This window comes from Mesobacillus sp. MER 48 (assembly GCF_023714225.1).
Classification (GTDB): Bacteria; Bacillota; Bacilli; order Bacillales; family Cytobacillaceae; genus Mesobacillus; species Mesobacillus oceanisediminis_A.
In genome coordinates this window covers 767,979-789,972 of the sequence record NZ_JAMAUR010000001.1, presented here as the reverse complement: position 1 = coordinate 789,972, position 21,994 = coordinate 767,979, and the positions used below count along the sequence as shown (strand labels likewise).

The following is a 21,994-nucleotide window of genomic DNA, read 5'->3' as shown; positions in this document are numbered from 1 at the left end:
TTGTCCTTCATCTAGGGAGTTTAGGGGTATGGATCTAGCTGTATTGTTACCTTTCCCGGATTTCCTCTCAGTTAAACATACTTTGAAAAATTTATTTTAATTGGTATCATTATTTATGTACTATTTAATTCCGAGCAGAGGAGAGATTGATCAATGAGCATGGATTTTAATTTTTTCATGAATGATGTAGTCCGCCAGGCACGCCAGGAAATCTCGGCAGCTGGATATACAGAACTGACCACTAGTGAAGAAGTAGAAGAGGCTTTGGCTAAAGAGGGTACGACACTTGTAATGGTGAATTCCGTTTGTGGATGTGCCGGGGGCATCGCCCGTCCAGCGGCAGCGCATTCTCTTCACTACGATAAGCGCCCTGACCAACTTGTTACAGTTTTTGCAGGCCAGGATAAGGAAGCTACTGAAAAGGCTCGGAGTTATTTCACAGGATTTCCGCCTTCATCTCCTTCCTTTGCGCTTTTGAAGGATGGAAAGCTTTGCAGGATGATCGAGCGCCACGAAATCGAAGGCCACGATCCAATGCAGGTAGTGAATAAACTTCAGGATGCGTTCGAAGAATATTGCGAAGAAGTTTAATTTTTGGTTAGAATCCCATACTAAATGGGGTTCTTTTTTATTTTATTAGAATTATATTTAAAAATCATATTGCATAAATATAAGGATGTGTTAAAATGCATTATGTTGAATATTTATTATCAATTGTTTCTGCTTGAAAAAGTAATGAGTTTCGATAATAATATATTTATTATTTTAAAAAATAAGAAATTTTCGAAAAAATTATAGGAGGAAAACAAGTGAAAAAGTCATTATCTATTCTTATGATTACGATTTTAATGGTGGGAGTTTTAGCTGCATGCGGTACCGCTACTGAAGAAAAAGAAAACGCAGGCGGAAATGGTGAAGAAAAGAAAGTTCTAACAATGGGAACTTCAGCTGACTACCCGCCATTTGAATACGTCGAAACAGCCAAAAGCGATGAAATTATCGGTTTCGATGTTGATCTCGCGAACCTGATCGCAAATGAATTAGGATACGAAGTAGAAATCAAGGACATGGACTTCAATGGATTGATCGGTGCTATCCAGGCTGACCGTGTCGACTTTGTCATGGCAGGTATGACTCCAACAGAAGAACGTAAAGAGAGCGTCGACTTTTCCGATGTGTATTACACAGCGAAGCATATGATCGTCTCAGCAAAAGACAGCAACATAAAGTCAATTGAAGACCTTGAAGGCAAAACAGTTGGCGTTCAGCTTTCTTCAATCCAGGAAGGCAAAGCAGAAGAAATCGGAAAAACAGTGAAAATCAAAGTTGAAAAACGCACAAGAATTCCTGAACTGGTACAGGAAATCAAGGCTGGACGCATTGACGCAGCAATCATCGAGGATACAGTTGCAGAAGGATACTTCAAGAACAATCCTGATCTTGCAGGTTTCACAATCGAAGACGGAAATGAAGAAGAAGCCGGTTCAGCAATCGCATTCCCTAAAGGAAGCAAGCTTACTGAAGAGTTCAACAAAGTCCTTAAAGAAAAAATGGAAAATGGCGAAGTAGAAAAGCTGGTTATTAAATGGTTTGGCGGAGAAAAGTAAAATGGAAACTGGGCGTTCAGAGTGCATTTGACTTCTGGGCGCCTTTCTCCTTCATGAAATAAAAAGAGAGGGCTGTTACGATTATGAATCTCGATTTTACCGCCATACTTCCTTCAATGCCATATATATTGAAGGGAATTGGCGTCACACTAAAAATAGTATTGGTTGCAGGCCTTCTTGGCTTTGCGTTTGGTATCATTCTTGCAATTTTTAAAATCAGCAAATTTAAAGCACTCAACTGGTTTGCTGATATTTATACATCGATTTTCCGCGGAACACCGCTTATTTTGCAGCTTATGATCATTTATTACGGAGCCCCGCAGATTATTGGCTTTGAGATTTCATCTTACACTGCAGCAGTTGCGTCTTTTTCTTTGAATTCTGCAGCATACATTTCTGAAATCATCCGTGCCGGAATTTTGGCGGTTGATAAAGGTCAGAAGGAAGCTGCAATGGCTCTTGGTGTACCTGGGAATAGAATGATGAAGGATATCATCCTGCCTCAAGCAATGAAAAATATCCTCCCTGCATTGATGAATGAATTCATCACTCTTACAAAGGAATCTGCAATCGTTACAGTCATTGCCGTTGATGATATCATGCGAAGGGCGTATATTGTTGGCGGTGAGCAGTATAGATTTTTTGAGCCGTTCATTTTTGCCGGTCTCATCTACTATCTCATGGTCATCTCCTTAACATTCATCGGTAAGCTAGTTGAAAGGAGAATGAGACAAAGTGATTAAAGTACAAAATCTTAATAAATCATTTGGCAAGCTTGAAGTTCTAAAAGGAATCTCAACGACAATCGATAACGGGGAGGTCGTTGCCATCGTCGGGCCTTCAGGATCAGGGAAATCAACGTTCCTCCGCTGCCTGAATTTACTTGAGCAGCCGACTAGCGGACAAATCCTGATTGGCGCCGATGATGTTACTGATAAGAAAACGAACATTATGAAAGTCCGTGAAAATGTCGGCATGGTGTTCCAGCACTTTCATCTGTTCCCGCATATGACCGTTTTGCAAAACATTACCTATGCGCCGATAAAGGTTAAAGGTATGTCCAAGGCAGAAGCAGAAAAGCATGGTCTTGAACTTCTTAAAAAAGTGGGACTCTCTGAAAAAGCAAATGAATATCCGAACAGATTGTCTGGAGGGCAAAAGCAGCGTGTAGCAATCGCCCGGGCGCTGGCGATGAACCCTGAAGTCATGCTTTTCGATGAGCCTACTTCTGCACTGGATCCGGAAATGGTCAAAGAGGTGCTTGAGGTCATGAAGTCTCTGGCTCACACTGGCATGACGATGGCCATTGTCACACATGAAATGGGCTTTGCACGTGAAGTGGCTGACCGCGTTCTTTTCCTGGATGGCGGTGTACTGGTGGAAGATGCTCCTCCAGCAGAATTCTTCAGCAGTCCGAAAAGCAGCAGGGCAAAAGAGTTTCTTGAGAAAATGCTGTAAATCCCTGCGGCTTGCTTTTATAAACGATGACGTATCTGATAAACTATGGATGATCATATCTGAATGGTATGATCATTTTTTTATTTGGTTTGATGATCAGCAATGAGACTGAAAGGACTCGCTTTCGTTGATCCAGTAAAAGTTTGATTGATAGGAGAATATACGGTGAAATTCAGAATTGGTTATCGGACTTTAAAAACAGCACTTGGTACGGCGCTCTCCATCGTCGTTGCCCAGCTTTTTGGCTTCGAGAATTACGTTTCAGCAGGCATCCTGACCATCCTCTGTATCCAGGTGACAAAAAAGAGGTCGCTGCAGGCATCATGGCACCGGTTCCTCGCCTGCATCATTGCGATGGCCTTCTCAGCGGTGTTTTTTGAGGGCATTGCCTACCATCCGCTTGTGATTGGATTGCTGCTGTTGTTCTTCATCCCGACCGTCGTCATGTTCAGAGCAAAAGAGGGAGTGGTATCCAGCAGTGTCATCATCATGCATATCTACTCTGCTGGAAAAGTAACAGGTGCTCTTTTATTCAACGAATTGGGAATCATCACAATTGGAATAGGTGTAGCGTTGATCATGAACCTTTATATGCCAAGTGTCGATTACAAGCTGGAGCATTATCAAAGAGAAATCGAGGCCCAGTTCAAGAAAATTTTCAGCGAAATTGCCAATTACCTTAAAAATAATGATTCCAGCTGGGATGGAAGGGAACTGACGGAGACTGCCGTGCTGATTGAAAAAGCAAAAGGCCTGGCGATCCAGGATGTCGAAAACAATATTTTGAGAGATGAGAACTTGTATTATCAGTATTTTAAAATAAGAGAAAAGCAATTTGAAATAATCGAGCGGGTGCTGCCATCGATCACCTCGATCCCTCAGCATGTGGAGCAGGCTAATATGGTCGCGGGGTTTATCGAGGATCTGGCTAAAGGAATCCATCCGGGTAATACGGTATTATTTTACCTGGAAAAATTGTTGAGGATGAAATCCGTATTTGAGAATATGGAACTGCCGAAAACCAGGGAGGAATTCGAGGCGAGGGCTGCCCTGCTTCATTTCGTCAATGAAATGGAACAGTTCCTTTTGTTGAAACGATCATTTAAAGGCCTGAATACTGGCAAGGATAAAAGTCAGCCTGCCGCGGCAAACTAACGGAAAAAGACGACGGAGGGATTAGCATGCCGGTGTTTATCTCCATGCTTCTAGCAGTTTTCATCTTTTCGCCTGTCTGGCCGCTGGGAACAAATCCGCTGCCGGGGGACCCATTTGTGATTGTGAATAAAAAAACGAACGAGGTCGCATTGATCAATGAGAACAGAGTGCAGACAGTTGTCAGCGCGGCAACTGGGAAATCAGAGGACCTGACACCTGAAGGTCTTTTCACAGTAACAGTTAAAGCTCCTGACCCGTATTATCGCAAGAAGGATATTCCGGGAGGTGACCCTAAAAATCCGCTGGGCAGCAGATGGATTGGGTTTGACGCTGAGAACACAGATGGCCGAACATATGGAATTCATGGAACGAATGACCCGGCAAGTATCGGCAAAAAAGTTTCCGGAGGGTGTATAAGGCTGCAGAACGAGGCAGTCGAATCACTATATGATTACATACCATTAGGCACAAAGATCCTCATTACATCATCACAGAAAAGCTTCATAGAACTGGGGCAGGAGCACGGCGCCATCAGTAAATAAAATAAAGGGCTGCCAGCTGGCAGCCCTTTGCTTATTTTATATACATTATAGGAAAGTAGCTAATCCCATTAGAAGGGTTGAAGCTAGCATAGTAAAAAGCATGACATATACTACGACCTTTCTGATATTCGGCTTTCGCATTAAAGAGATCCCCCTTCCAAAGCTTCAAATTCTATCTCTATTATTTTACATCCCCAGAACCATTTCAACAACCCTTTTAGTGGAAGCATTTAGACACGGTATAAAAGTATTATGTCAATCATAATGCAGAAATTACTATTTAAATAAGGAGGATTTGTGACATTTTTGTCGAATAATATAACAGTTAAATATATTTAAATAATATTTGGAGGGGATTACATGATTAAAAAGGTCGACCATATCGGCATTGCTGTCAAATCTATTGAGCATGCCCTCCCATTTTATACAGATGTGCTGAAACTGCCATTACTGGGGATCGAGGAAGTAGACAGCGAAATGGTGAAAGTGGCTTTCCTGAAAGCCGGAGAAACGAAGCTTGAGCTTCTTGAGCCTCTATCGGAGGAAAGCGCAATCGCACGTTTTATTGAAAAGCGTGGAGAAGGAATTCACCATGTTGCACTTGGTGTGGAATCAATCGAGGAAAGAATCAGAGATATGAAGGAAAGCGGAATCAAGATGATACAGGATGTTCCGAAAAAAGGTGCTGGGGGAGCGCTTGTAGCATTCATGCACCCGAAATCTACCGGCAGCATTTTATACGAACTTTGCGAGAAAAACAGGGAGGCTGAATAAAATGCCAGACATCTATGAAAAAATCAATGAACTATATGATAGACGCAGGGAAATTGAATTGGGCGGCGGCGACGACCGGATTGAAAAGCAGCATGAAAAAGGCAAGCTGACAGCTCGTGAACGAATTGAACTTCTTGTCGATCCAGGAAGTTTTGTGGAATTGAATCCTTTTATTCAGCATCGGAGCACTGACTTTGGGCTTGAGAATCAGAAGGGTCCCGGAGATGGAGTGGTAACCGGTTATGGAAAAGTGAATGGCAGGCCTATCTATCTGTTTTCACAGGATTTCACCGTGTTTGGCGGAGCTTTGGGTGAAATGCATGCAAAGAAAATCGCCAATGTCATGGATCTGGCAGCCAAGAATGGTGCTCCCTTTGTCGGACTGAATGATTCCGGCGGGGCAAGAATCCAAGAGGGTGTTGTTTCTCTTGATGGGTACGGCCATATTTTCTACCGGAATTCGATTTATTCAGGGGTCATTCCGCAGATTTCTGTCATCATGGGACCATGCGCAGGGGGAGCCGTTTATTCACCGGCTATCACTGATTTTGTGTTCATGGTTGAAAAAACAAGTCAGATGTTCATCACCGGCCCTAAAGTAATTGAAACAGTTACGGGTGAAAAGATCTCCGCAGAAGATTTAGGCGGTGCAATCGTACATAATACAATCAGCGGCAACGCTCATTTCCATGGCCAGTCTGAAGAAGAAACATTGGGGCAGGTAAGATTGCTGCTGAGCTATCTGCCGCAAAGCTATGAAGAAAAGCCGCCGCGTCTTGAAGCGGATGAGCAGGATGATTACCGTCCGGACCTGACAGACGTGATTCCATTTGACGCTATCAGACCATATGATGTGCGCAAAGTAATCGAGCAGGTAGTGGATGCGGATTCGTTCCTGGAAATACAGAAGGACTTTGCCAAAAACATCGTGATTGGACTTGCAAGAATCAAAGGGGAGGTTGTCGGCCTAGTCTGCAACCAGCCAAAGGTGATGGCAGGAGGACTTGATATCGATTCTTCCGATAAAGCGTCTCGATTCATCAGATTCTGCGATTCATTCAATATCCCGATCATTACATTTGAAGATGTGACAGGATTTTTCCCTGGAATTAAGCAGGAGCATGGCGGCATCATCCGACACGGCGCAAAAATCCTCTACGCCTATTCAGAAGCGACTGTTCCTAAACTTACCGTAATTTTACGGAAAGCATATGGCGGCGCGTATGTTGCATTGAATAGTAAATCCATTGGGGCGGACCTTGTTTTTGCGTGGCCAAATGCCGAAATTGCAGTTATGGGGCCGCAGGGCGCCGCGAATATTATTTTTGCGAAGGAAATCCAGAACAGTGAAAATCCAGAACAGACAAGACAGCAAAAAATCGATGAGTATCGTGAAAAATTTGCGAATCCATATGTCGCTGCCAGCCAGGGCATGGTCGATGACGTCATTGATCCGCGTGACACACGAATCAAACTGATTCAGGCCCTTGAGATGCTTCGGACAAAGAAAGAAGATAGACCGGGCAAAAAGCATGGCAACATTCCGCTATAGGATTTAGGATTTGGTGTTGCCATTCAATTAGCGTTATACTCAAGTAGTATATACATAATTGGAGGTAGGCTTTGATGATTAACAACGAACGTTTATTGAATGAGTTTTTAGAGCTTGTCCAAATTGATTCTGAAACAAAGTATGAAACTGAAATCGCCCGCGTTCTCAAGCAAAAATTCGAGGATCTTGGGGTTGAAGTATTCGAAGATGATACGACAGCGCAAACGGGTCATGGTGCAGGAAATCTAATCTGCACATTGGAAGGGACAAAAGAAGGTGTTGATACCATCTACTTCACTTCCCACATGGATACAGTCGTACCCGCAAAGGGTGTAAAGCCATCCATCAAAGATGGTTATGTCGTAACAGATGGAACAACCATTCTTGGTGCGGATGACAAAACGGGACTTGCGGTCATGCTTGAAACAATCCGTGTCCTGAAAGAACAATCCATTCCTCATGGAACGATCCAGTTCATCATTACTGTCGGGGAAGAATCGGGACTTGTTGGTGCCAAGGCATTGGATTCTTCTCTGGTAAAAGCGAAATATGGATATGCACTCGACAGTGATGGCAAGGTAGGAAACATCATTGTCGCAGCTCCTACTCAGGCGAAAGTGTCGGCTGTCATCCATGGCAAAACCGCACACGCTGGTGTTGCTCCTGAAAAAGGTGTATCCGCAATCACAATTGCAGCCAAAGCAGTTGCCAGAATGCCGCTTGGCCGCATTGATGAAGAAACAACTGCAAACATTGGCCGTTTCCAGGGCGGAACACAGACAAACATCGTTGCCGACCGAGCAGAAATCCTTGCTGAAGCCCGTTCCCTTATCCCTGAAAAAATGGAAGCGCAAGTGGCGAAAATGAAGGAAGCATTCGAGTCAGCTGCGCAGGAAATGGGCGGAAAAGCAGAAGTTGATATCCAGGTCATGTATCCAGGCTTCAAATTCGGCGAAGGTGACCTGGTAGTCGAACTTGCTAAAAAAGCTGCCGCAAAAATCGGCAGAAGCTCTGAATTGCTTCACAGCGGCGGCGGAAGTGATGCAAACGTCATTGCTGGCTTTGGTATTCCGACAGTCAACCTTGCTGTAGGATATGAAGAAATCCACACAACGAATGAAAGAATGCCAATCGAAGAGCTGGAGAAGCTTGCCGAAATGGTCATCGCTTTGATTCAAGAAGTAGCAGCACAATAAACCAAAGGGCTTCCCTGCAGGGGGAAGCCCTTTTTTATACGAAAATACAGTGTTTAATAGACAATTTGAAGAATGGCGATAGGCAAAATGTCCAAGAACAGAGCTTTAATAGACATTTCAGGGAAAGCGGCAGTCAAAATGTCCAAGAACAGAGTTTTAATAGACATTTTAGAGAGAAATGATGATTAAAATGTCCAAGAAACCAGTCTTAATAGACATTTTGGGGAAAAGCTGCAGTCAAAATGTCCAAGTAATGTGTTTTTTAGACATTTCAAGGAGTAGTAATCGGCTAAATGTCCATATCCCCTTACTCATTTTTCATTAGTTCTAAAGATCGAACTGAAGAATCCGATATAATACTTGAAATGATCGACCTGATCAATCACCATGAACCCATTTTTAAAATCTATTATTACATAGGGATAGAACTATAAATAAAGGAAGTGTACTCCAATGGCTGAAAGTACTAAGACGGTTGTGTTCCAGGCAGGGAATGAAGAATATGCTTTTCCGATTCTTTTCGTCATATCGATTGAAAAAATGGAAGGGATGACTGCGATCCCCCATATGCCTGATTATGTCACCGGAATTACGAAGGTAAGGGGAGATCTAATTCCAGTTATAGATTTGGAAAAGGTCCTCTATAATCGGGATATTCAGGCGGACGACAAGACGAGACTGATTGTACTGGAGACATCGGATATCTCGTTGGGAGTCCTGGTCAGGGATGCGAAGGAAATCCTTGAGATACCTCAGGAGAATTTAAAACAACCAGGTCTGATCGCATATCAAAATACTAAATTCATCACAGGCATCGCCAATTTTGAGAAACGGATGATCATGGTCATTGATCCAGAAACCTTGATCCAGTCACTCGAGGGAATCAAAGAGATTAAGGACTATATGAAAAATCAAAAACAGGAATTACATAACTAGTGTGATATAAAAACAAGCTGACCCCACGCGGGTCAGCTTGTTTTAGTTATAGTTTGAAACTGGAGAATGACTTTCTCAGGTTCTCGGCCATGCTGGACAATTTGCTGGATGATTCCAACAGTTCTTGCATGGTTGCGTTTTGTTCCTCTGTTGTAGCTGCTACCTGCTCGAGGAATTGCGCAGACTTTGAAGATGCAGTGATGACCTCGGTCGCAGACTGCGCCATGAATTCAATCTTTTCATTCGCACTCGTGACAGCACTGCTGACAGTGTCTCCCTTCAAGCTGACTTCCTCGATTGATTGAGCTATTTCTGTGAAGGTGGCCGCAACTTTCTCAACAAGTTCATTGCCTTTTTGGACGGTCACCTGGCTTTCATCCATGACATTTACGGCCAGGTTCGTTTCTTTTCCAGTTTGTTCAAGGATTGTGCGGATGCTGTCTGCCGCTCCAGCTGATTGTTCTGCAAGTTTGCGCACTTCCTGGGCCACCACACCGAAGCCTTTCCCATGCTCCCCGGCTCTTGCCGCTTCAATCGCTGCATTCAATGCCAATAAATTTGTCTGGTTTGATATATCAGTGATAATTTCAATGATTCGATGAATTTCCTGAGAATTGTTTTTCAGGGAGTGAATCACTTTGGCCAGTTCTGTTACTTTTCCATTGATTTCATCCATTTGTTCCGTCACATTGATAGCATATAGTTTTCCCTGTTCAATCTTTTGCTTCGTATCTGAAGTCGTTTGCAGGGTCTCCTGCATTGATCCAGTAACTTCGATTAATTGTGAAGACACATTTTCGACTGCTTCATTGGTGCGTTCCGAAATCTTAACCTGCTCATCTGAGGCAGAGGCAACCTGCATGATTGATGTCGTAATTTCATTGTTTGCTTCTGTGGTGGCCTCCGCATTTTCCTTTAGATTTCTCGACATTTCATTTACCTGGTCAGATGACAAAAGTATGCTGGAAATGGAAGCTTTAAGGTTACCGGATAATTGATTCATTGCTTGGATGATCTGGCCGACTTCGTCCTTGTTCTTTGCCTGCAGCGCTTTTACATTCAGTTCCCCGGCTGCGAGCTTCTTGCAGTAAGCAACAACATCCTTAAGATTTTTGCTGATGCTGCGGGAGACAAAGTACATTGCCACAGAAGAGATGATAAAGGCGATGATGATAAGGATGAAAGTATTACGGATCATGGAAGCAATTGAAGAATGAGTTTCATTCATGATTGTCGTCCTGTCATCCAGGATTGCCGTCTGTAACTGGTTTAATTTCTCGATATTCATATCCCTGATGGTTTCAGCTTTGTTCGCAAGACTGATTTGGGTGAAGATATCAACCTGTTCTCCGTTTTGCCTAAATTCATCCACAGTCTTTAAAATTTCATCAGACCAGATTTTGTCCATATGCTTATCTGTTTTGACGATTGCCTCGAATAGCGTTTGTGCATTTTCCGTTTTCACATTTGCTTTCAGTTTTTCAGCTGAGGCATCAAACTGTTCCGCTTCTTTTTTATAAAGTGTAAGAAGCTCTGGTTTTGGTTCGGTTATGTAGTCAGTAATAATAATGTATTTCTGGCGAAAAGTGGCCCCCATTTCGCTGATCATGATAGCGTAATCACTTTTCTCCTCTGCAAGGTCGATCGCATCTTGTAGGTTGCTCAAAACACTGGACAAATAAATAAAGCTGCCCAGGAAAATGACCATGATAAATGCGAAAACGCTTGCATACTTTCTGCCAATGGACCAATGCTGCATAAAAACTCCCCCGTCTTTGTATATCTATTTATTGATTTTATCGGGTTTCCCAGCGGAATCTTTAATCTTTTCCATTTTATCTTCACATAAAATTCACATTTGCCATCCAAACTTCGATTAAGTATATGATCGCTATTTTTGATAAACTAGAAGGGAACGTATATTTGGGAAGTGGCTGATATGAAAGAGATGTATCCAAAAAAGGGCAGAGTCATTTTACATGTTGATATGAACAGTTTCTATGCTTCCGTAGAAATGGCTTATGATTCTGAACTGAAGGGAAAACCCCTGGCCATTGCAGGCAACCCTGAGGAACGGCGGGGAATCATTGTAACTTGCAGCTATGAAGCAAGGAAATTCGGAGTAAAGACAACCATGCCGTTGTGGGAAGCAAAAAAGCTCTGCCCTGAGTTAATCATAAAAACACCGAATTTTGACAGGTACCGGGCTGCGTCTGGTGCTATGTTCGATATTTTACGCCAATATACCGAGCTGGTGGAACCTGTTTCCATTGATGAAGGGTATATGGATATTACGGATTGCGCTGACATCGGGGCACCATTGGAGATAGCTGAGAGCATTCAGAAACGGATTCTCGAGCAGCTTGATTTGCCATGCAGCATTGGAATCGCCCCTAATAAATTCCTGGCGAAAACAGCTTCCGATATGAAAAAACCATTGGGGATCACGATTTTAAGAAAACGGGATATCCCTCGGATCCTATGGCCGCTCGGAGCCGGAGAGATGCATGGAGTAGGAACGAAAACCGCGGACAAACTAAAAAGCATCGGTATTCAATCTATTGGCGACCTGGCAAAAGCAAATGATATCCAATTGAAAGCCCTGTTAGGGATTAATGGCCTGAAGCTGAAAAATAGAGCCAACGGTCAGGATAATAGAATGGTGGATCCCGAATCCGTCTATGACTTCAAGAGTATCGGCAATTCAACAACCCTGCCGAGAGATCTCTCGAATCAGCATGAACTCCTGAAGGTCCTTGATGGCTTATCAGAGCAGGTAGCTGCCAGGATGAAGAGAAAGGAAGCTGTCGCAACCACCATTAGCATCATGATCCGCTTTAAGGACAGAAAAACGATCACAAGAAGCCAAAAGCTCCCGAACCCGGTTTCAAAGAAAGACGAAATTGCTGCTGCGGCAAAAGCTTTATTTTTAAAGCATTGGAACGGTGATCCTGTCCGCTTGCTCGGAATCACCGGAACAGATCTGCTAGAGGCAGATCAGGCTGTTAAGCAGCTCGACTTGTTTTCTTACGAACAGGATGCAAAAAAAGAGCCTTTGATCAATACAATGAGCCAACTGCGTGAAAAATACGGTAAAAGTATTATCGAAAGCGCTGGTTTACAGGTGAAGAAGCACTCTTCAAGGGAAAACCCCAAGGCTGGCACAAGCTTTAATAAGGATTTTCTTCAGGACCGCAAAAGAAATGGCGATACCGAGAAAAAAGACTATTAAAGTTGTTTAGCTTCCAGAGGTTAAGTCAAAATATAGAGGGATGAAGCCTATTGTTTGCACCACCCTGGATTCATTGTTACATTAGTTTGTAAGTTTTTAAAAACCAGTTATGAAAAAGGAAGGAAGTTGGAATGATGTCAAAACAGCAAATCGGAGTCATTGGCCTCGCTGTTATGGGGAAAAACCTTGCGATGAATATTGAAAGCCGTGGGTATTCTGTTTCCGTTTATAATCGTTCTAGAGAAAAGACGGATGAAATGCTCGCCGAAACGGAAGGCAAGAACATTTACGGAACGTTTACAATCGAAGAATTTGTTGAATCCCTCGAGAAACCGCGGAAAATCTTGCTGATGGTAAAGGCCGGGGCTGCGACCGACGCGACAATCGATCAATTGAAGCCTCATCTTGAAAAGGGCGATATCATCATCGATGGCGGTAATACATATTTTGCCGATACACAGCGGCGGAACAAAGAATTGAGCGAGCTTGGACTTCACTTCATTGGCACCGGGGTATCTGGAGGGGAGGAAGGCGCACTGCATGGACCTTCCATCATGCCTGGTGGGCAAAAGGAGGCATATGAGCTGGTTTCGCCGATCTTCCAGGATATTGCTGCTAAGGTCAATGGGGATGCGTGCACAACATATATTGGTCCTGATGGAGCGGGCCATTATGTAAAAATGGTCCACAATGGAATCGAGTATGGCGACATGCAGCTGATCGCAGAATCTTATTTCATGCTGAAGCATGTTCTTGGCTTGAGTGCTGAAGAGCTGCATGAAGTGTTCGCTGAATGGAATAAAGGTGAGCTGGACAGCTACTTGATTGAAATCACAGCTGATATTTTCACAAAAAAGGACGACGAAACAGGCAAACCGCTTGTCGACGTAATCCTTGATACTGCAGGCCAAAAAGGAACAGGAAAATGGACAAGCCAGAGTGCGCTAGACCTTGGGGTTCCGCTGCCTATCATTACGGAATCCGTTTTCGCGCGTTTTATTTCGGCCATGAAGCAAGAGCGGGTTGAGGCAAGCAAGGTACTTTCCGGACCAGAAGCGAAACCATTTGATGGTGACAAAAAGGGATTCATTGAATCGATTCGAAAGGCACTGTATCTGAGCAAAATTTGTTCTTATGCACAGGGCTTCGCCCAGATGAGAGCGGCATCAGAAGAATATGACTGGAACCTGAACTACGGAGAAATCGCGATGATTTTCCGCGGAGGCTGCATTATCAGAGCCCAGTTCCTACAGAAAATCAAGGAAGCGTACGATCGCGACCCTGAGTTGAAAAATTTGCTGCTTGATCCTTATTTCAAGGAAATCACTGAAGGCTATCAGCAGTCACTGCGGGAAATCATCTCCGCTGCTGTTCTTAACGGAATTCCGGTTCCGAGCTTCTCTGCTGCCCTTTCCTATTTCGACAGCTACCGGACAGAAACGCTGCCGGCCAACTTGATACAGGCGCAGCGCGATTATTTTGGCGCCCACACCTATCAGCGCATTGACAAAGAAGGAATCTTCCACACTGAGTGGATGGAATAAGACACTGTAACAGCGGATTTTGTATCCGCTGTTTTTTATTGTAAATAAAGGTGTTTTTCTTATGAAAGGAAGGGTTTGCCTCAAGATGAGTCGAAATCTTTTAAGTAGATAATTAGATTGGAGGGAATAGCATGGCAGATCGTTACCCTGTTCTTGAGGGAGCTGAACCATTCTATTTTGAAGGAAATAGAGTTGGTATCCTTGTATCTCATGGTTTTACAGGCTCTACACAGAGTATGAGGCCACTAGGGGAGGCGTATGCTGAGGCAGGATATACCGTATGTGGTCCCCGCTTGAAGGGACATGGTACACATTATGAAGACATGGAACAAACCTCTTATCGTGATTGGATTGCTTCGGTGGAAGAGGGATTTCAGTGGTTAAAAGATAGGTGTGACACGATTTTTGTGACAGGCCTGTCAATGGGCGGAACGCTGACGTTGTACATGGCTGAAAAATATCCTGAATTCCGGGGGATTGTCCTGGTCAATGCCGCTGTTGATATCCCGGCAATGGAGCCTGTCCGCCAATTGGAAGGCACCAGGTTTTTGGATGCAATTGGATCTGACATTAAAAAAGCGGGAGTAACGGAACTAGCTTATGAAAAAACGCCGGTCCAATCAGTAAAAGAAATTTTAACCTTCATGAAAGAAGTTAAAGATGACCTGCCGAAAATATCTTGCCCAGCTTTGATCTTTGTTTCTGAGGAAGACCATGTGGTGCCGCCGGATAATTCTCAAACCATTTATGAAAATATCAGCTCTGAAACAAAAGAAATCTATCCCTTAAAAGAAAGCTATCATGTTGCAACTCTTGACAATGATCAGCACATTATTATTGAAAAGACACTGCAGTTTATCAAAAGGAATCTTTAGAGGGCATTCAATTGCCTTCTTTTTTTTGGAAAAAGGAATGTTTAAGTCTCAGAATAAGAACTCCTTTTCTCTCCTCTTAGCCATAACCGCAAGCAGAGCCATGCAAGGAGACTTAATAAGACCAGCAAACTTTCCAGGGAAAAAATATACCATGGATAGGGACCGAGTAAATCCATGAAACTGGGGCTATCAGGTTTATGGCGCAAAAACCAATAGTTCCCGTCAGCGGTTTTATTAATTAACAGGATTACGGGCAGAAGCAGATTGATGAATAGAATGACCTTTAAAACTGAACTGAATGTAGGGTGAAATCCCTTTGCCAGAGTGAAATAAAGGGTCACCCATACAATCATCATATGGGCATAGAAAAAGTGAAAAAAGCGAAAATGAGGGAAGCCATAGGTTAAAGCAGGTGTGATGATCGCCTGGGTCGCACCCAATAAGGCAATGAAAAACAATAGCTCAAAAAAGAGTTTCTTTCTGGTTAACAGTAAACCAATAGCCAGGAAGAGACCTATATTACATAGTTCCAAGGGCATGGAGCGTCCTAGCTTCCAGACAGCATGTTTATACATCCAGTAATGATTGAAGAGCTCGATCAATATTAATGAGAATGCTGTCAGCAGCTCAGCTTTCCGCCACTTTTCATTACTTAATTTCCGCCTGTTTAAAAAAATTGCCGTATTTACAAATATGAAGATCGCTAAAATGGCAAGATGGCTCTCTGAAAACATGGCAAAGCTGAATGTCTTGTTGCTGTGTCCGAACCATCCCATACCTTTCACCTCTGTTTAGTTAATAAGACAAATATAAGTTTTCCTTTTCAGGATTTTTTTATGTGAAAAGGTGAAACCAATCTTTGGCAGATACGTAAAAGAAGTATAGTTAAAAAAAGGGAGTTGGAAGACAATGACCGACAAAGGGTGCATAAAATGCGGGAGCACGGACGCAGCACAGAAGGATGTCGCGATGACTGGAACGGGATTATCCAAGATGTTTGATATCCAGAATAACCAGTTTACTGTTGTGTATTGCAAGAAGTGCGGATACTCCGAGTTCTATAACAAAGAGGCATCTGCAGGCTCGAATATCCTTGATTTCTTTTTTGGAGGTTAAACAAAAGGCCCGCCATGTAACAGGCGGGCCTTTTTGATCAGCAATTTTCTACATCGATTTCGGTGATTGGCCACCAGAAGAATCCATCTTTTTCGAGCAGCTTGTCTGCTGCATCAGGACCCATTAAGCCAGATTCATAGTTCGGGAAGGTCGGTTCTTTCGTGTTTTCCCATACTTCTGAGATGTTATCGACGAAACTCCAGGAGAGTGCCACTTCATCCCAATGAGTAAAGTTTGTTGCGTCACCGCGCAATGAATCATACAGAAGCTTCTCATATGCTTCCGGTGTATTCAGTCCATCGATCCCTTTATTGGCATAATTCAGTTTCACAGGTGTAGCATCTGTCCCCTGGCCGGATTTCTTGGCGTTCAAATGAAGCGTGATTCCTTCTTCAGGCTGGATATGGATCACAAGCAGATTTGGGTTGACCGTTTTTTCTGGTTTGTAATACAAATCCATCGGGATATCTTTGAATTGAATCACGATTTTTGTTGATTTTGCCTTCATTCTTTTGCCTGTCCGGATATAGAAAGGTACTCCAGCCCAGCGGAAGTTATCAATCATCAGCTTGCCAGCTACGAACGTCTCGGTATTGGAATCAGGGTCAACCATTTCCTCCTGACGGTAAGCAGGAACATCTTTCTCATTCATCGTGCCTTTACCATATTGGCCACGGACAAAATAGTCGTTTACTGCCTCTCCCGTGATCGGTCGGAGTGCACGGAACACTCTTACTTTTTCGGAACGGATTTCATCCGTTGTCAGCTTGATAGGCGGTTCCATCGCCAGCAAAGAGACCATCTGAAGCATATGGTTCTGGACCATGTCCCGGAGTGCACCGCTCTTTTCATAATAGCGGCCGCGTTCTTCTACTCCAAGTGTTTCACTGGATGTTACCTGGATGTTGGAAATGTAACGGTTATTCCAGAGTGGCTCGAACATCGCGTTCGCAAAACGGATGACTTCGATATTTTGAACCATTTCCTTTCCGAGGTAATGGTCGATCCTGTAGATTTCATCCTCGGAAAAAGCAGTTCGGATTTGCTTGTTCAGCACTTTTGCCGATTCAAGGTCATGTCCGAATGGCTTCTCGATGACGAGTCTCTTGAAACCAGGAACATTCGTCAGGTTGTCATTCTTTAAATGTTCAGCAATCGTTCCGAAGAATTCGGGTGCCATTGCCAGGTAGAAAATTCTATTGCCATCAAGTCCGTAATGTCCGTCGAGCTCTTCTGCCAGCTTGCCAAGTGCGATATAGGAGCTTGAGTCAGTAACATCATGGGAATGATAATAAAACTTGGAGACGAACTCATCAAGATTTGCTTCTGATTTTCCATGTTCAGTTACAGACTCTTTTACCCTAAGCTGAAATTCTTCATTTGTCAGTGAACGACGGGCAACGCCAACGACCGCGAACTTGTCCAGTTTCCCTTTTGCATACAAATTGTAAAGGGAAGGAAATAGTTTTCGGTTTGCCAGGTCTCCTGTAGCCCCGAAGATCATGATTAAAGCTGTTGGTTTTTCGGTGTGTGCCACAATATAGAACCTCTCTTTTATGTGAATTTAGAAATATGTAGAAGGCTTTTTCTGTTAACTTTTCCGCTTTCTCGCCTGGAAAATGGAAAGCAACAATCTCTGAGAATAAAAAACACTTTACAAATACAGAATTGTATCGGTTTCGAGAACAATTAGCAACTCTTTTGGCCTGTATTAGTTTCTGCAAATTGTATCGGACTATCCCATTCTCATCAAATCAACGATCTGTTTAGATGGACGCTGATACATATGATATATTGAAAGGAATAATGAAATGGATTTGCGTTTGCAAGCGTATTGACAGGAGGATGTAAGGGATATGGATGTTTTTTTTCTGGGGACAGGTGCAGGGGTTCCAGCAAAATTAAGGAATGTGACTTCAATTGCACTGAAGTTACTCGAGGAACGGGGAGTTGTCTGGCTGTTTGACTGTGGGGAAGCAACCCAGCACCAGATTTTACATACAAGCATAAAGCCGAGAAGAATCGAGAAAATTTTTATCACCCATTTGCATGGTGATCATATCTATGGATTGCCGGGCTTGCTGTCCAGCCGTTCCTTCCAGGGAGGGGACTCCTTGGTTACTGTATACGGGCCGCCGGGGATCAAGGAGTATATTGAAGTATCCCTGAAGATTAGCAAATCGTATTTGAAGTATCCTATCGAAATTATTGAACTGGAAGAAGGAATCATATTCGAGGATGATCAGTTTATTGTGGAAGCAAGGCTGCTTGAGCATGGAATTCCTTCATATGGGTATAGAATCATTGAAAAGGACCGACCGGGCACCCTCCTTGCAGATAAGCTTCAGGCTGCAGGTGTAAAGCCTGGACCTGATTACAGGAAAATCAAAAATGGCGAAGAGGTCATATTGGACAACGGTACGGTGATTGACCCTGCTGAATTCGTCGGTCCCCCGCAGAAAGGCCGAATAATCTCCATTTTAGGAGACACAAGAGTTTGCCAAAATGCTCAATTACTTGCCCATAAGGCGGATTTACTTGTCCATGAGGCCACTTTTTCAGCAGGTGAAGAGTCGCTTGCTCATGAGTATTTCCATTCCTCTACACTGCAGGCAGCTGAAACTGCCTTGAATGCGGATGCAAAAAAACTGTGTCTTACCCATATAAGTTCGAGATATGACCGCAATGACTGGCAGCAGTTAGAAGCGGAAGCCAAGACGATTTTTGCCAATACTGTCATATCAGAGGACTTCATGGAAATCACGGTTCCGTATGACCACGACTGAATAAAAGGGGTGTGACGATTGAAAACAATCTATCTAGTACGTCATGCTAGTGCAGCTGGACAGCCAGTAGACTCGCCATTGACCGAACATGGCCGGAAGCAGGCGCTGGCGCTGGTTGACTTTTTTAAACATAAGGAAATAGATAGCATCTATTCAAGTCCATTTAAAAGAGCGATCGATACAATAAAGCCTTTGGCCAATTCCAAAGGAATAGAGGTTCTTGAGGATGAAAGACTTGGTGAAAGAGTGCTGAGCACAGTGAATCTGGAAGACTGGCGGGAAAAGCTGAAACAAACCTTCGAAGACTTCGAGCTTGTTTTTGAGGGTGGAGAGTCTACTTCTGCCGCGATGAAACGGGCTAAATCCCTGATTGAAGACTTACTATGTTCGGACGATGGTCATATCCTCCTTGTCAGCCATGGAAACATGACCACATTGCTCATGAGATATTTCAACGAAAGTTTCGGATACGATTGCCTGATGGAAATGACCAATCCAGATGTTTTTGAACTGGTTGTTTCAAGTGAAAGCACACTCCTGAATCGAATATGGGATGACCGGATTTAAAACCGTTTAAAAAATGACCCAGAGGGAAATGGAAGGTGATGGAACTATTTCCATCCATTCTTTCTATACGAAACTGGGGGAGTACGCTTGGAATTCTTACTTTTATTCGGTCTTCATTTTTTCATTATGGGTTCACTGGTCATGTTGTTTAGCGGGATTATCACTTTTCTCCTGCCGAGAATGCATTTCCTGATCACTATTTCCTTATTCGGGATTGTTGGGTTACTGTATGCTGTCATTTTTGAAGTGATGGATCTTGCAATATTCGCGGTTTTCTACAATATGATCTTTTCCCTGATCGCGGTTGGTCTCGTTAAATTAGGATTTTATTTTAAAAAGGTTGCTGACCGGCAGAGAGAAAAAATAGCCTAATCTTTAAAACCAGGAGAGAATCCTGGTTTTTTTATTGACATTCAAACGGTGGTTTGAATATTATATACTCAAATGATTATTTGAATGAGGTGGATGATAAGTTGAAGGAGCGGGATGTCTGTCAGGTCAATTGTGTCCATAGTGATAAGGTTGAAGAGGTAGCTGGGAAGTTTAAGGAACAAAATACTGCAGATTGTTATTCCTGGAGAAAAGATTGCTCTGGATGGAGAAGTGGTTGCTGGCTGCTGGGCTGCTTTTAGAGTCAAAAGTAATTAGAACTTTGCATTTGGGATCAGATTGGGGTGGACGCTATTAATAATTCCTGGAATAAGATCATTTACAAAGGCTGGGCGCCGATTTATGATGCGATTTTCAATGCCGGCCCTTTTTCCAAGGCGAGAGAGAAACTTTTTAAAGACTTACACTTGCAGCCTGGGGACAAAGTGCTTTTTGTTGGTGCAGGCACAGGAGCCGACATCGAGCGCTTGCCCTATGAACAGCTGGATATCACTGCAATCGATTATTCAGAGGATATGCTTCAGAAAGCAAAGGATAAATTCCAGGGCTCAAAGATTACTTTTTTAAAAATGGATGCCCAGCAGCTGGACTTTGCTGATGATGCCTTTGATTATGTTGTGGGAAGTTTAATTTTATCCGTCGTCCCCGACCATAGAAGGGCGTTTGCCGAGATGGTAAGAGTATGCCGGGAGGATGGCCTGGTGCTGGTCTTCGATAAGTTTGCTCAGCCAGGGAAAGGACTTTCCTTCGTCAAGAAAGCCTTCAGGCATGTGATCAAGCTGCTTGGGACCGACATCGGCGTATCCTTTGAGGAAGCCTGCTCAACAGAAAAAGACAGAATCCGATTGATTGCTGATGAAGGCGTTATGTTCGGGGATATGTACCGCAGGATTTTGCTGGTGAAGGGCAGTTAAATAAATGATTTCATGGAAAGAGGGGCTGTTTTGATGACAGTCTCTTTTTCTATGGGGTTACTGTATTAGTAAACTGATCTAAGACATATGACGGACAGAAATTCATGAAAAGCGCACGAAAGTGTCCGTCATCAAGGCTATGACGGACAGAAATTGGTGAAAAGCGCAGGAAAGTGTCCGTCATTCATATTAAACTCGTTTTAAGCAAAAAGAGGCATCCAGAGTATTATTCTGGATGCCTCTTTAGACACAATGATTATTTTAGTTTTGCTTAAAATATCCATCCTCGTTCATATTGCTTAGGCGATTCGATGCTTGTTCCAAGCTCTTTGGCCGCAGTTCTTGGCCAATATGGATCGCGAAGCAGTTCTCGGGCTATGAAAATCAGATCGGAGCGATCATTCTGCAGGATTTCTTCAGCCTGGATACCGGTTGTGATCAACCCGACAGCTCCGGTAGCCACATCGGCTCCATGTTTGATTTTTTCAGCAAACTTGACCTGGTAGCCTGGGTAGGCGTGGATTCTTGCTGGCACAACCGCGCCGGAGCTGACATCAATTAAATCAACCCCAAATTCTTTCATGGATGCACCAATTTTTACATAATCATCGGCAGTCAGGCCATCTTCCTGATAATCGCATGCAGAAACACGGACAAACAGAGGGCCGTCCCACACTGTTTTTACCTCTTCAAGGATTTCGCTAAGGAAGCGGAAACGGTTCTCGTCAGTGCCGCCGTATTCGTCTTCCCGTTTGTTTGTAAGAGGGGAGAGGAACTGGTTGATCAAATACCCGTGTGCCGCATGAATTTCTATCACATCGAAGCCTGCACGCTTAGCTCTTTCAGCAGCCTTCCTGAATGCCTCGACAGTTTCCTTGATTTCTTCCGCCGTCATTTCCTTTGGTTCCTTATACTTTTCATCAAAAGCGATTGCAGAAGGGGCGATGATTTCATCACGCAATGCTGCTTTTCGGCCGGCATGTGCCAGCTGGATACCAGCTGCGGCGCCGTTCTGCTTGATTTGTTCAGTCAGTCTTGTAAGCCCGGGAACATGCTCATCGCTCCAGATACCCAGGTCCTGATGCGAAATCCGGCCCTGCGGTGTGACTGCAGTTGCTTCGAGAATGACCAAGCCTACCTGGCCGACAGCACGGCTTACATAGTGAGTCATATGGAAGTCTGTGACGATCCCGTCTTCTTTTTCACATGAATACATGCACATCGGTGCCATGACAATCCTGTTTTTCAGGGTTAAATCTTTGATTTTATAAGGGGAAAATAATTTCTTTTCCAATCCAGCAGCCTCCTTTTATTTCGCTATCCAAAATATATTTTTAGTATAACAGGGCT

The 21,994-nt window shown here is 43.5% G+C and carries 23 protein-coding genes; 18 read left to right on the top strand and 5 right to left on the bottom strand.

The features are described from left to right. The first annotated feature begins 153 nt into the window (after nt 1-153). From M3593_RS04065 to M3593_RS04040, 6 genes are all read left to right on the top strand, one after another. On the top strand, nt 154-591 hold the full coding sequence (locus M3593_RS04065; RefSeq protein ID WP_144476459.1) for a BrxA/BrxB family bacilliredoxin: 438 nt from the start codon (nt 154-156) through the stop codon (nt 589-591). Between the two features lie 218 nt (nt 592-809). Beyond that, nucleotides 810-1,607 (top strand): transporter substrate-binding domain-containing protein, encoded by a 798-nt coding sequence (locus M3593_RS04060; protein ID WP_251540798.1) that lies wholly within the window; start codon nt 810-812, stop codon nt 1,605-1,607. A gap of 83 nt (nt 1,608-1,690) precedes the next feature. Next, nucleotides 1,691-2,350 carry an amino acid ABC transporter permease gene (locus M3593_RS04055; RefSeq protein ID WP_144476464.1) on the top strand — a complete coding sequence of 220 codons (660 nt, stop codon included), beginning with the start codon at nt 1,691-1,693 and terminating at the stop codon, nt 2,348-2,350. Continuing rightward, nucleotides 2,343-3,065, top strand: coding sequence for an amino acid ABC transporter ATP-binding protein (locus tag M3593_RS04050; RefSeq protein WP_144476467.1), 723 nt, complete (start codon nt 2,343-2,345; stop codon nt 3,063-3,065). Before M3593_RS04055 ends, M3593_RS04050 begins: the two co-directional genes overlap by 8 nt. A 165-nt stretch (nt 3,066-3,230) precedes the next feature. Then, on the top strand, nt 3,231-4,220 hold the full coding sequence (locus M3593_RS04045) for an aromatic acid exporter family protein (RefSeq protein ID WP_251540797.1): 990 nt from the start codon (nt 3,231-3,233) through the stop codon (nt 4,218-4,220). A 26-nt stretch (nt 4,221-4,246) separates the two neighbouring features. Next, a complete protein-coding gene (locus M3593_RS04040) occupies nt 4,247-4,762 on the top strand; it encodes a L,D-transpeptidase (protein ID WP_144476473.1) in 516 nt (171 codons plus the stop codon). A 45-nt stretch (nt 4,763-4,807) separates the two neighbouring features. Here M3593_RS04040 and prli42 read toward each other — a convergent pair whose 3' ends face one another. Further along, entirely contained in the window at nt 4,808-4,903 is a 96-nt protein-coding gene (prli42, locus tag M3593_RS23985) for a stressosome-associated protein Prli42 (protein WP_186326750.1), read from the bottom strand. 219 nt (nt 4,904-5,122) lie between these two features. Between prli42 and mce the strand changes: the two genes are divergently transcribed. From mce to M3593_RS04015, 4 genes are all read left to right on the top strand, one after another. After that, the gene (gene mce, locus M3593_RS04030; RefSeq protein ID WP_251540796.1) at nt 5,123-5,536 is read left to right on the top strand and encodes a methylmalonyl-CoA epimerase; all 414 of its coding nucleotides are present in this window, start codon (nt 5,123-5,125) and stop codon (nt 5,534-5,536) included. A 1-nt stretch (nt 5,537) separates the two neighbouring features. Continuing rightward, nucleotides 5,538-7,088, top strand: a complete 1,551-nt coding sequence (locus M3593_RS04025) for an acyl-CoA carboxylase subunit beta (protein WP_144476479.1) — start codon at nt 5,538-5,540, stop codon at nt 7,086-7,088. 74 nt (nt 7,089-7,162) lie between these two features. Further along, entirely contained in the window at nt 7,163-8,284 is a 1,122-nt protein-coding gene (locus M3593_RS04020) for a M20/M25/M40 family metallo-hydrolase (protein ID WP_251540795.1), read from the top strand. Between the two features lie 453 nt (nt 8,285-8,737). Continuing rightward, nucleotides 8,738-9,220 carry a chemotaxis protein CheW gene (locus M3593_RS04015; RefSeq protein WP_144476485.1) on the top strand — a complete coding sequence of 161 codons (483 nt, stop codon included), beginning with the start codon at nt 8,738-8,740 and terminating at the stop codon, nt 9,218-9,220. Between the two features lie 46 nt (nt 9,221-9,266). Here the strand turns inward: M3593_RS04015 and M3593_RS04010 are convergent, their stop codons facing one another. Further along, nucleotides 9,267-10,979, bottom strand: coding sequence for a methyl-accepting chemotaxis protein (locus tag M3593_RS04010; protein ID WP_144476488.1), 1,713 nt, complete (start codon nt 10,977-10,979; stop codon nt 9,267-9,269). Between the two features lie 180 nt (nt 10,980-11,159). On the opposite strand from M3593_RS04010, the gene M3593_RS04005 reads away from it, so the two are divergent. From M3593_RS04005 to M3593_RS03995, 3 genes are all read left to right on the top strand, one after another. Further along, nucleotides 11,160-12,452 carry a DNA polymerase IV gene (locus M3593_RS04005; protein ID WP_144476491.1) on the top strand — a complete coding sequence of 431 codons (1,293 nt, stop codon included), beginning with the start codon at nt 11,160-11,162 and terminating at the stop codon, nt 12,450-12,452. 134 nt (nt 12,453-12,586) lie between these two features. Continuing rightward, entirely contained in the window at nt 12,587-13,996 is a 1,410-nt protein-coding gene (gndA, locus tag M3593_RS04000) for an NADP-dependent phosphogluconate dehydrogenase (RefSeq protein WP_144476924.1), read from the top strand. Nucleotides 13,997-14,127: 131 nt separating this feature from the next. Continuing rightward, nucleotides 14,128-14,871 carry an alpha/beta hydrolase gene (locus tag M3593_RS03995; protein ID WP_251540794.1) on the top strand — a complete coding sequence of 248 codons (744 nt, stop codon included), beginning with the start codon at nt 14,128-14,130 and terminating at the stop codon, nt 14,869-14,871. A gap of 41 nt (nt 14,872-14,912) precedes the next feature. Here M3593_RS03995 and M3593_RS03990 read toward each other — a convergent pair whose 3' ends face one another. Beyond that, on the bottom strand, nt 14,913-15,647 hold the full coding sequence (locus M3593_RS03990; RefSeq protein ID WP_144476497.1) for a YwaF family protein: 735 nt from the start codon (nt 15,645-15,647) through the stop codon (nt 14,913-14,915). A gap of 133 nt (nt 15,648-15,780) precedes the next feature. Between M3593_RS03990 and M3593_RS03985 the strand changes: the two genes are divergently transcribed. Further along, entirely contained in the window at nt 15,781-15,987 is a 207-nt protein-coding gene (locus tag M3593_RS03985; protein WP_251540792.1) for a zinc ribbon domain-containing protein, read from the top strand. Between the two features lie 37 nt (nt 15,988-16,024). Here M3593_RS03985 and zwf read toward each other — a convergent pair whose 3' ends face one another. Then, a complete protein-coding gene (gene zwf / locus M3593_RS03980; RefSeq protein WP_222125067.1) occupies nt 16,025-17,491 on the bottom strand; it encodes a glucose-6-phosphate dehydrogenase in 1,467 nt (488 codons plus the stop codon). A gap of 352 nt (nt 17,492-17,843) precedes the next feature. Here zwf and rnz point away from each other — a divergent pair, with 352 nt between their 5' ends. The 4 genes from rnz (at nt 17,844) to M3593_RS03960 (ending at nt 20,644) form a co-directional block, all read left to right on the top strand. Next, nucleotides 17,844-18,773, top strand: a complete 930-nt coding sequence (gene rnz, locus M3593_RS03975; protein WP_251540790.1) for a ribonuclease Z — start codon at nt 17,844-17,846, stop codon at nt 18,771-18,773. Between the two features lie 18 nt (nt 18,774-18,791). Next, nucleotides 18,792-19,340, top strand: coding sequence for a histidine phosphatase family protein (locus tag M3593_RS03970; RefSeq protein ID WP_144476509.1), 549 nt, complete (start codon nt 18,792-18,794; stop codon nt 19,338-19,340). Between the two features lie 87 nt (nt 19,341-19,427). Continuing rightward, on the top strand, nt 19,428-19,712 hold the full coding sequence (locus M3593_RS03965) for a hypothetical protein (protein ID WP_144476512.1): 285 nt from the start codon (nt 19,428-19,430) through the stop codon (nt 19,710-19,712). A gap of 302 nt (nt 19,713-20,014) precedes the next feature. Beyond that, a complete protein-coding gene (locus M3593_RS03960; RefSeq protein ID WP_313959716.1) occupies nt 20,015-20,644 on the top strand; it encodes a class I SAM-dependent methyltransferase in 630 nt (209 codons plus the stop codon). Nucleotides 20,645-20,915: 271 nt separating this feature from the next. On the opposite strand, the gene namA is transcribed toward M3593_RS03960, so the two are convergent. Continuing rightward, nucleotides 20,916-21,938: an NADPH dehydrogenase NamA gene (gene namA / locus M3593_RS03955; RefSeq protein WP_251540788.1), complete on the bottom strand. Its 1,023-nt coding sequence runs from the start codon at nt 21,936-21,938 to the stop codon at nt 20,916-20,918. Nucleotides 21,939-21,994 lie beyond the last annotated feature (56 nt).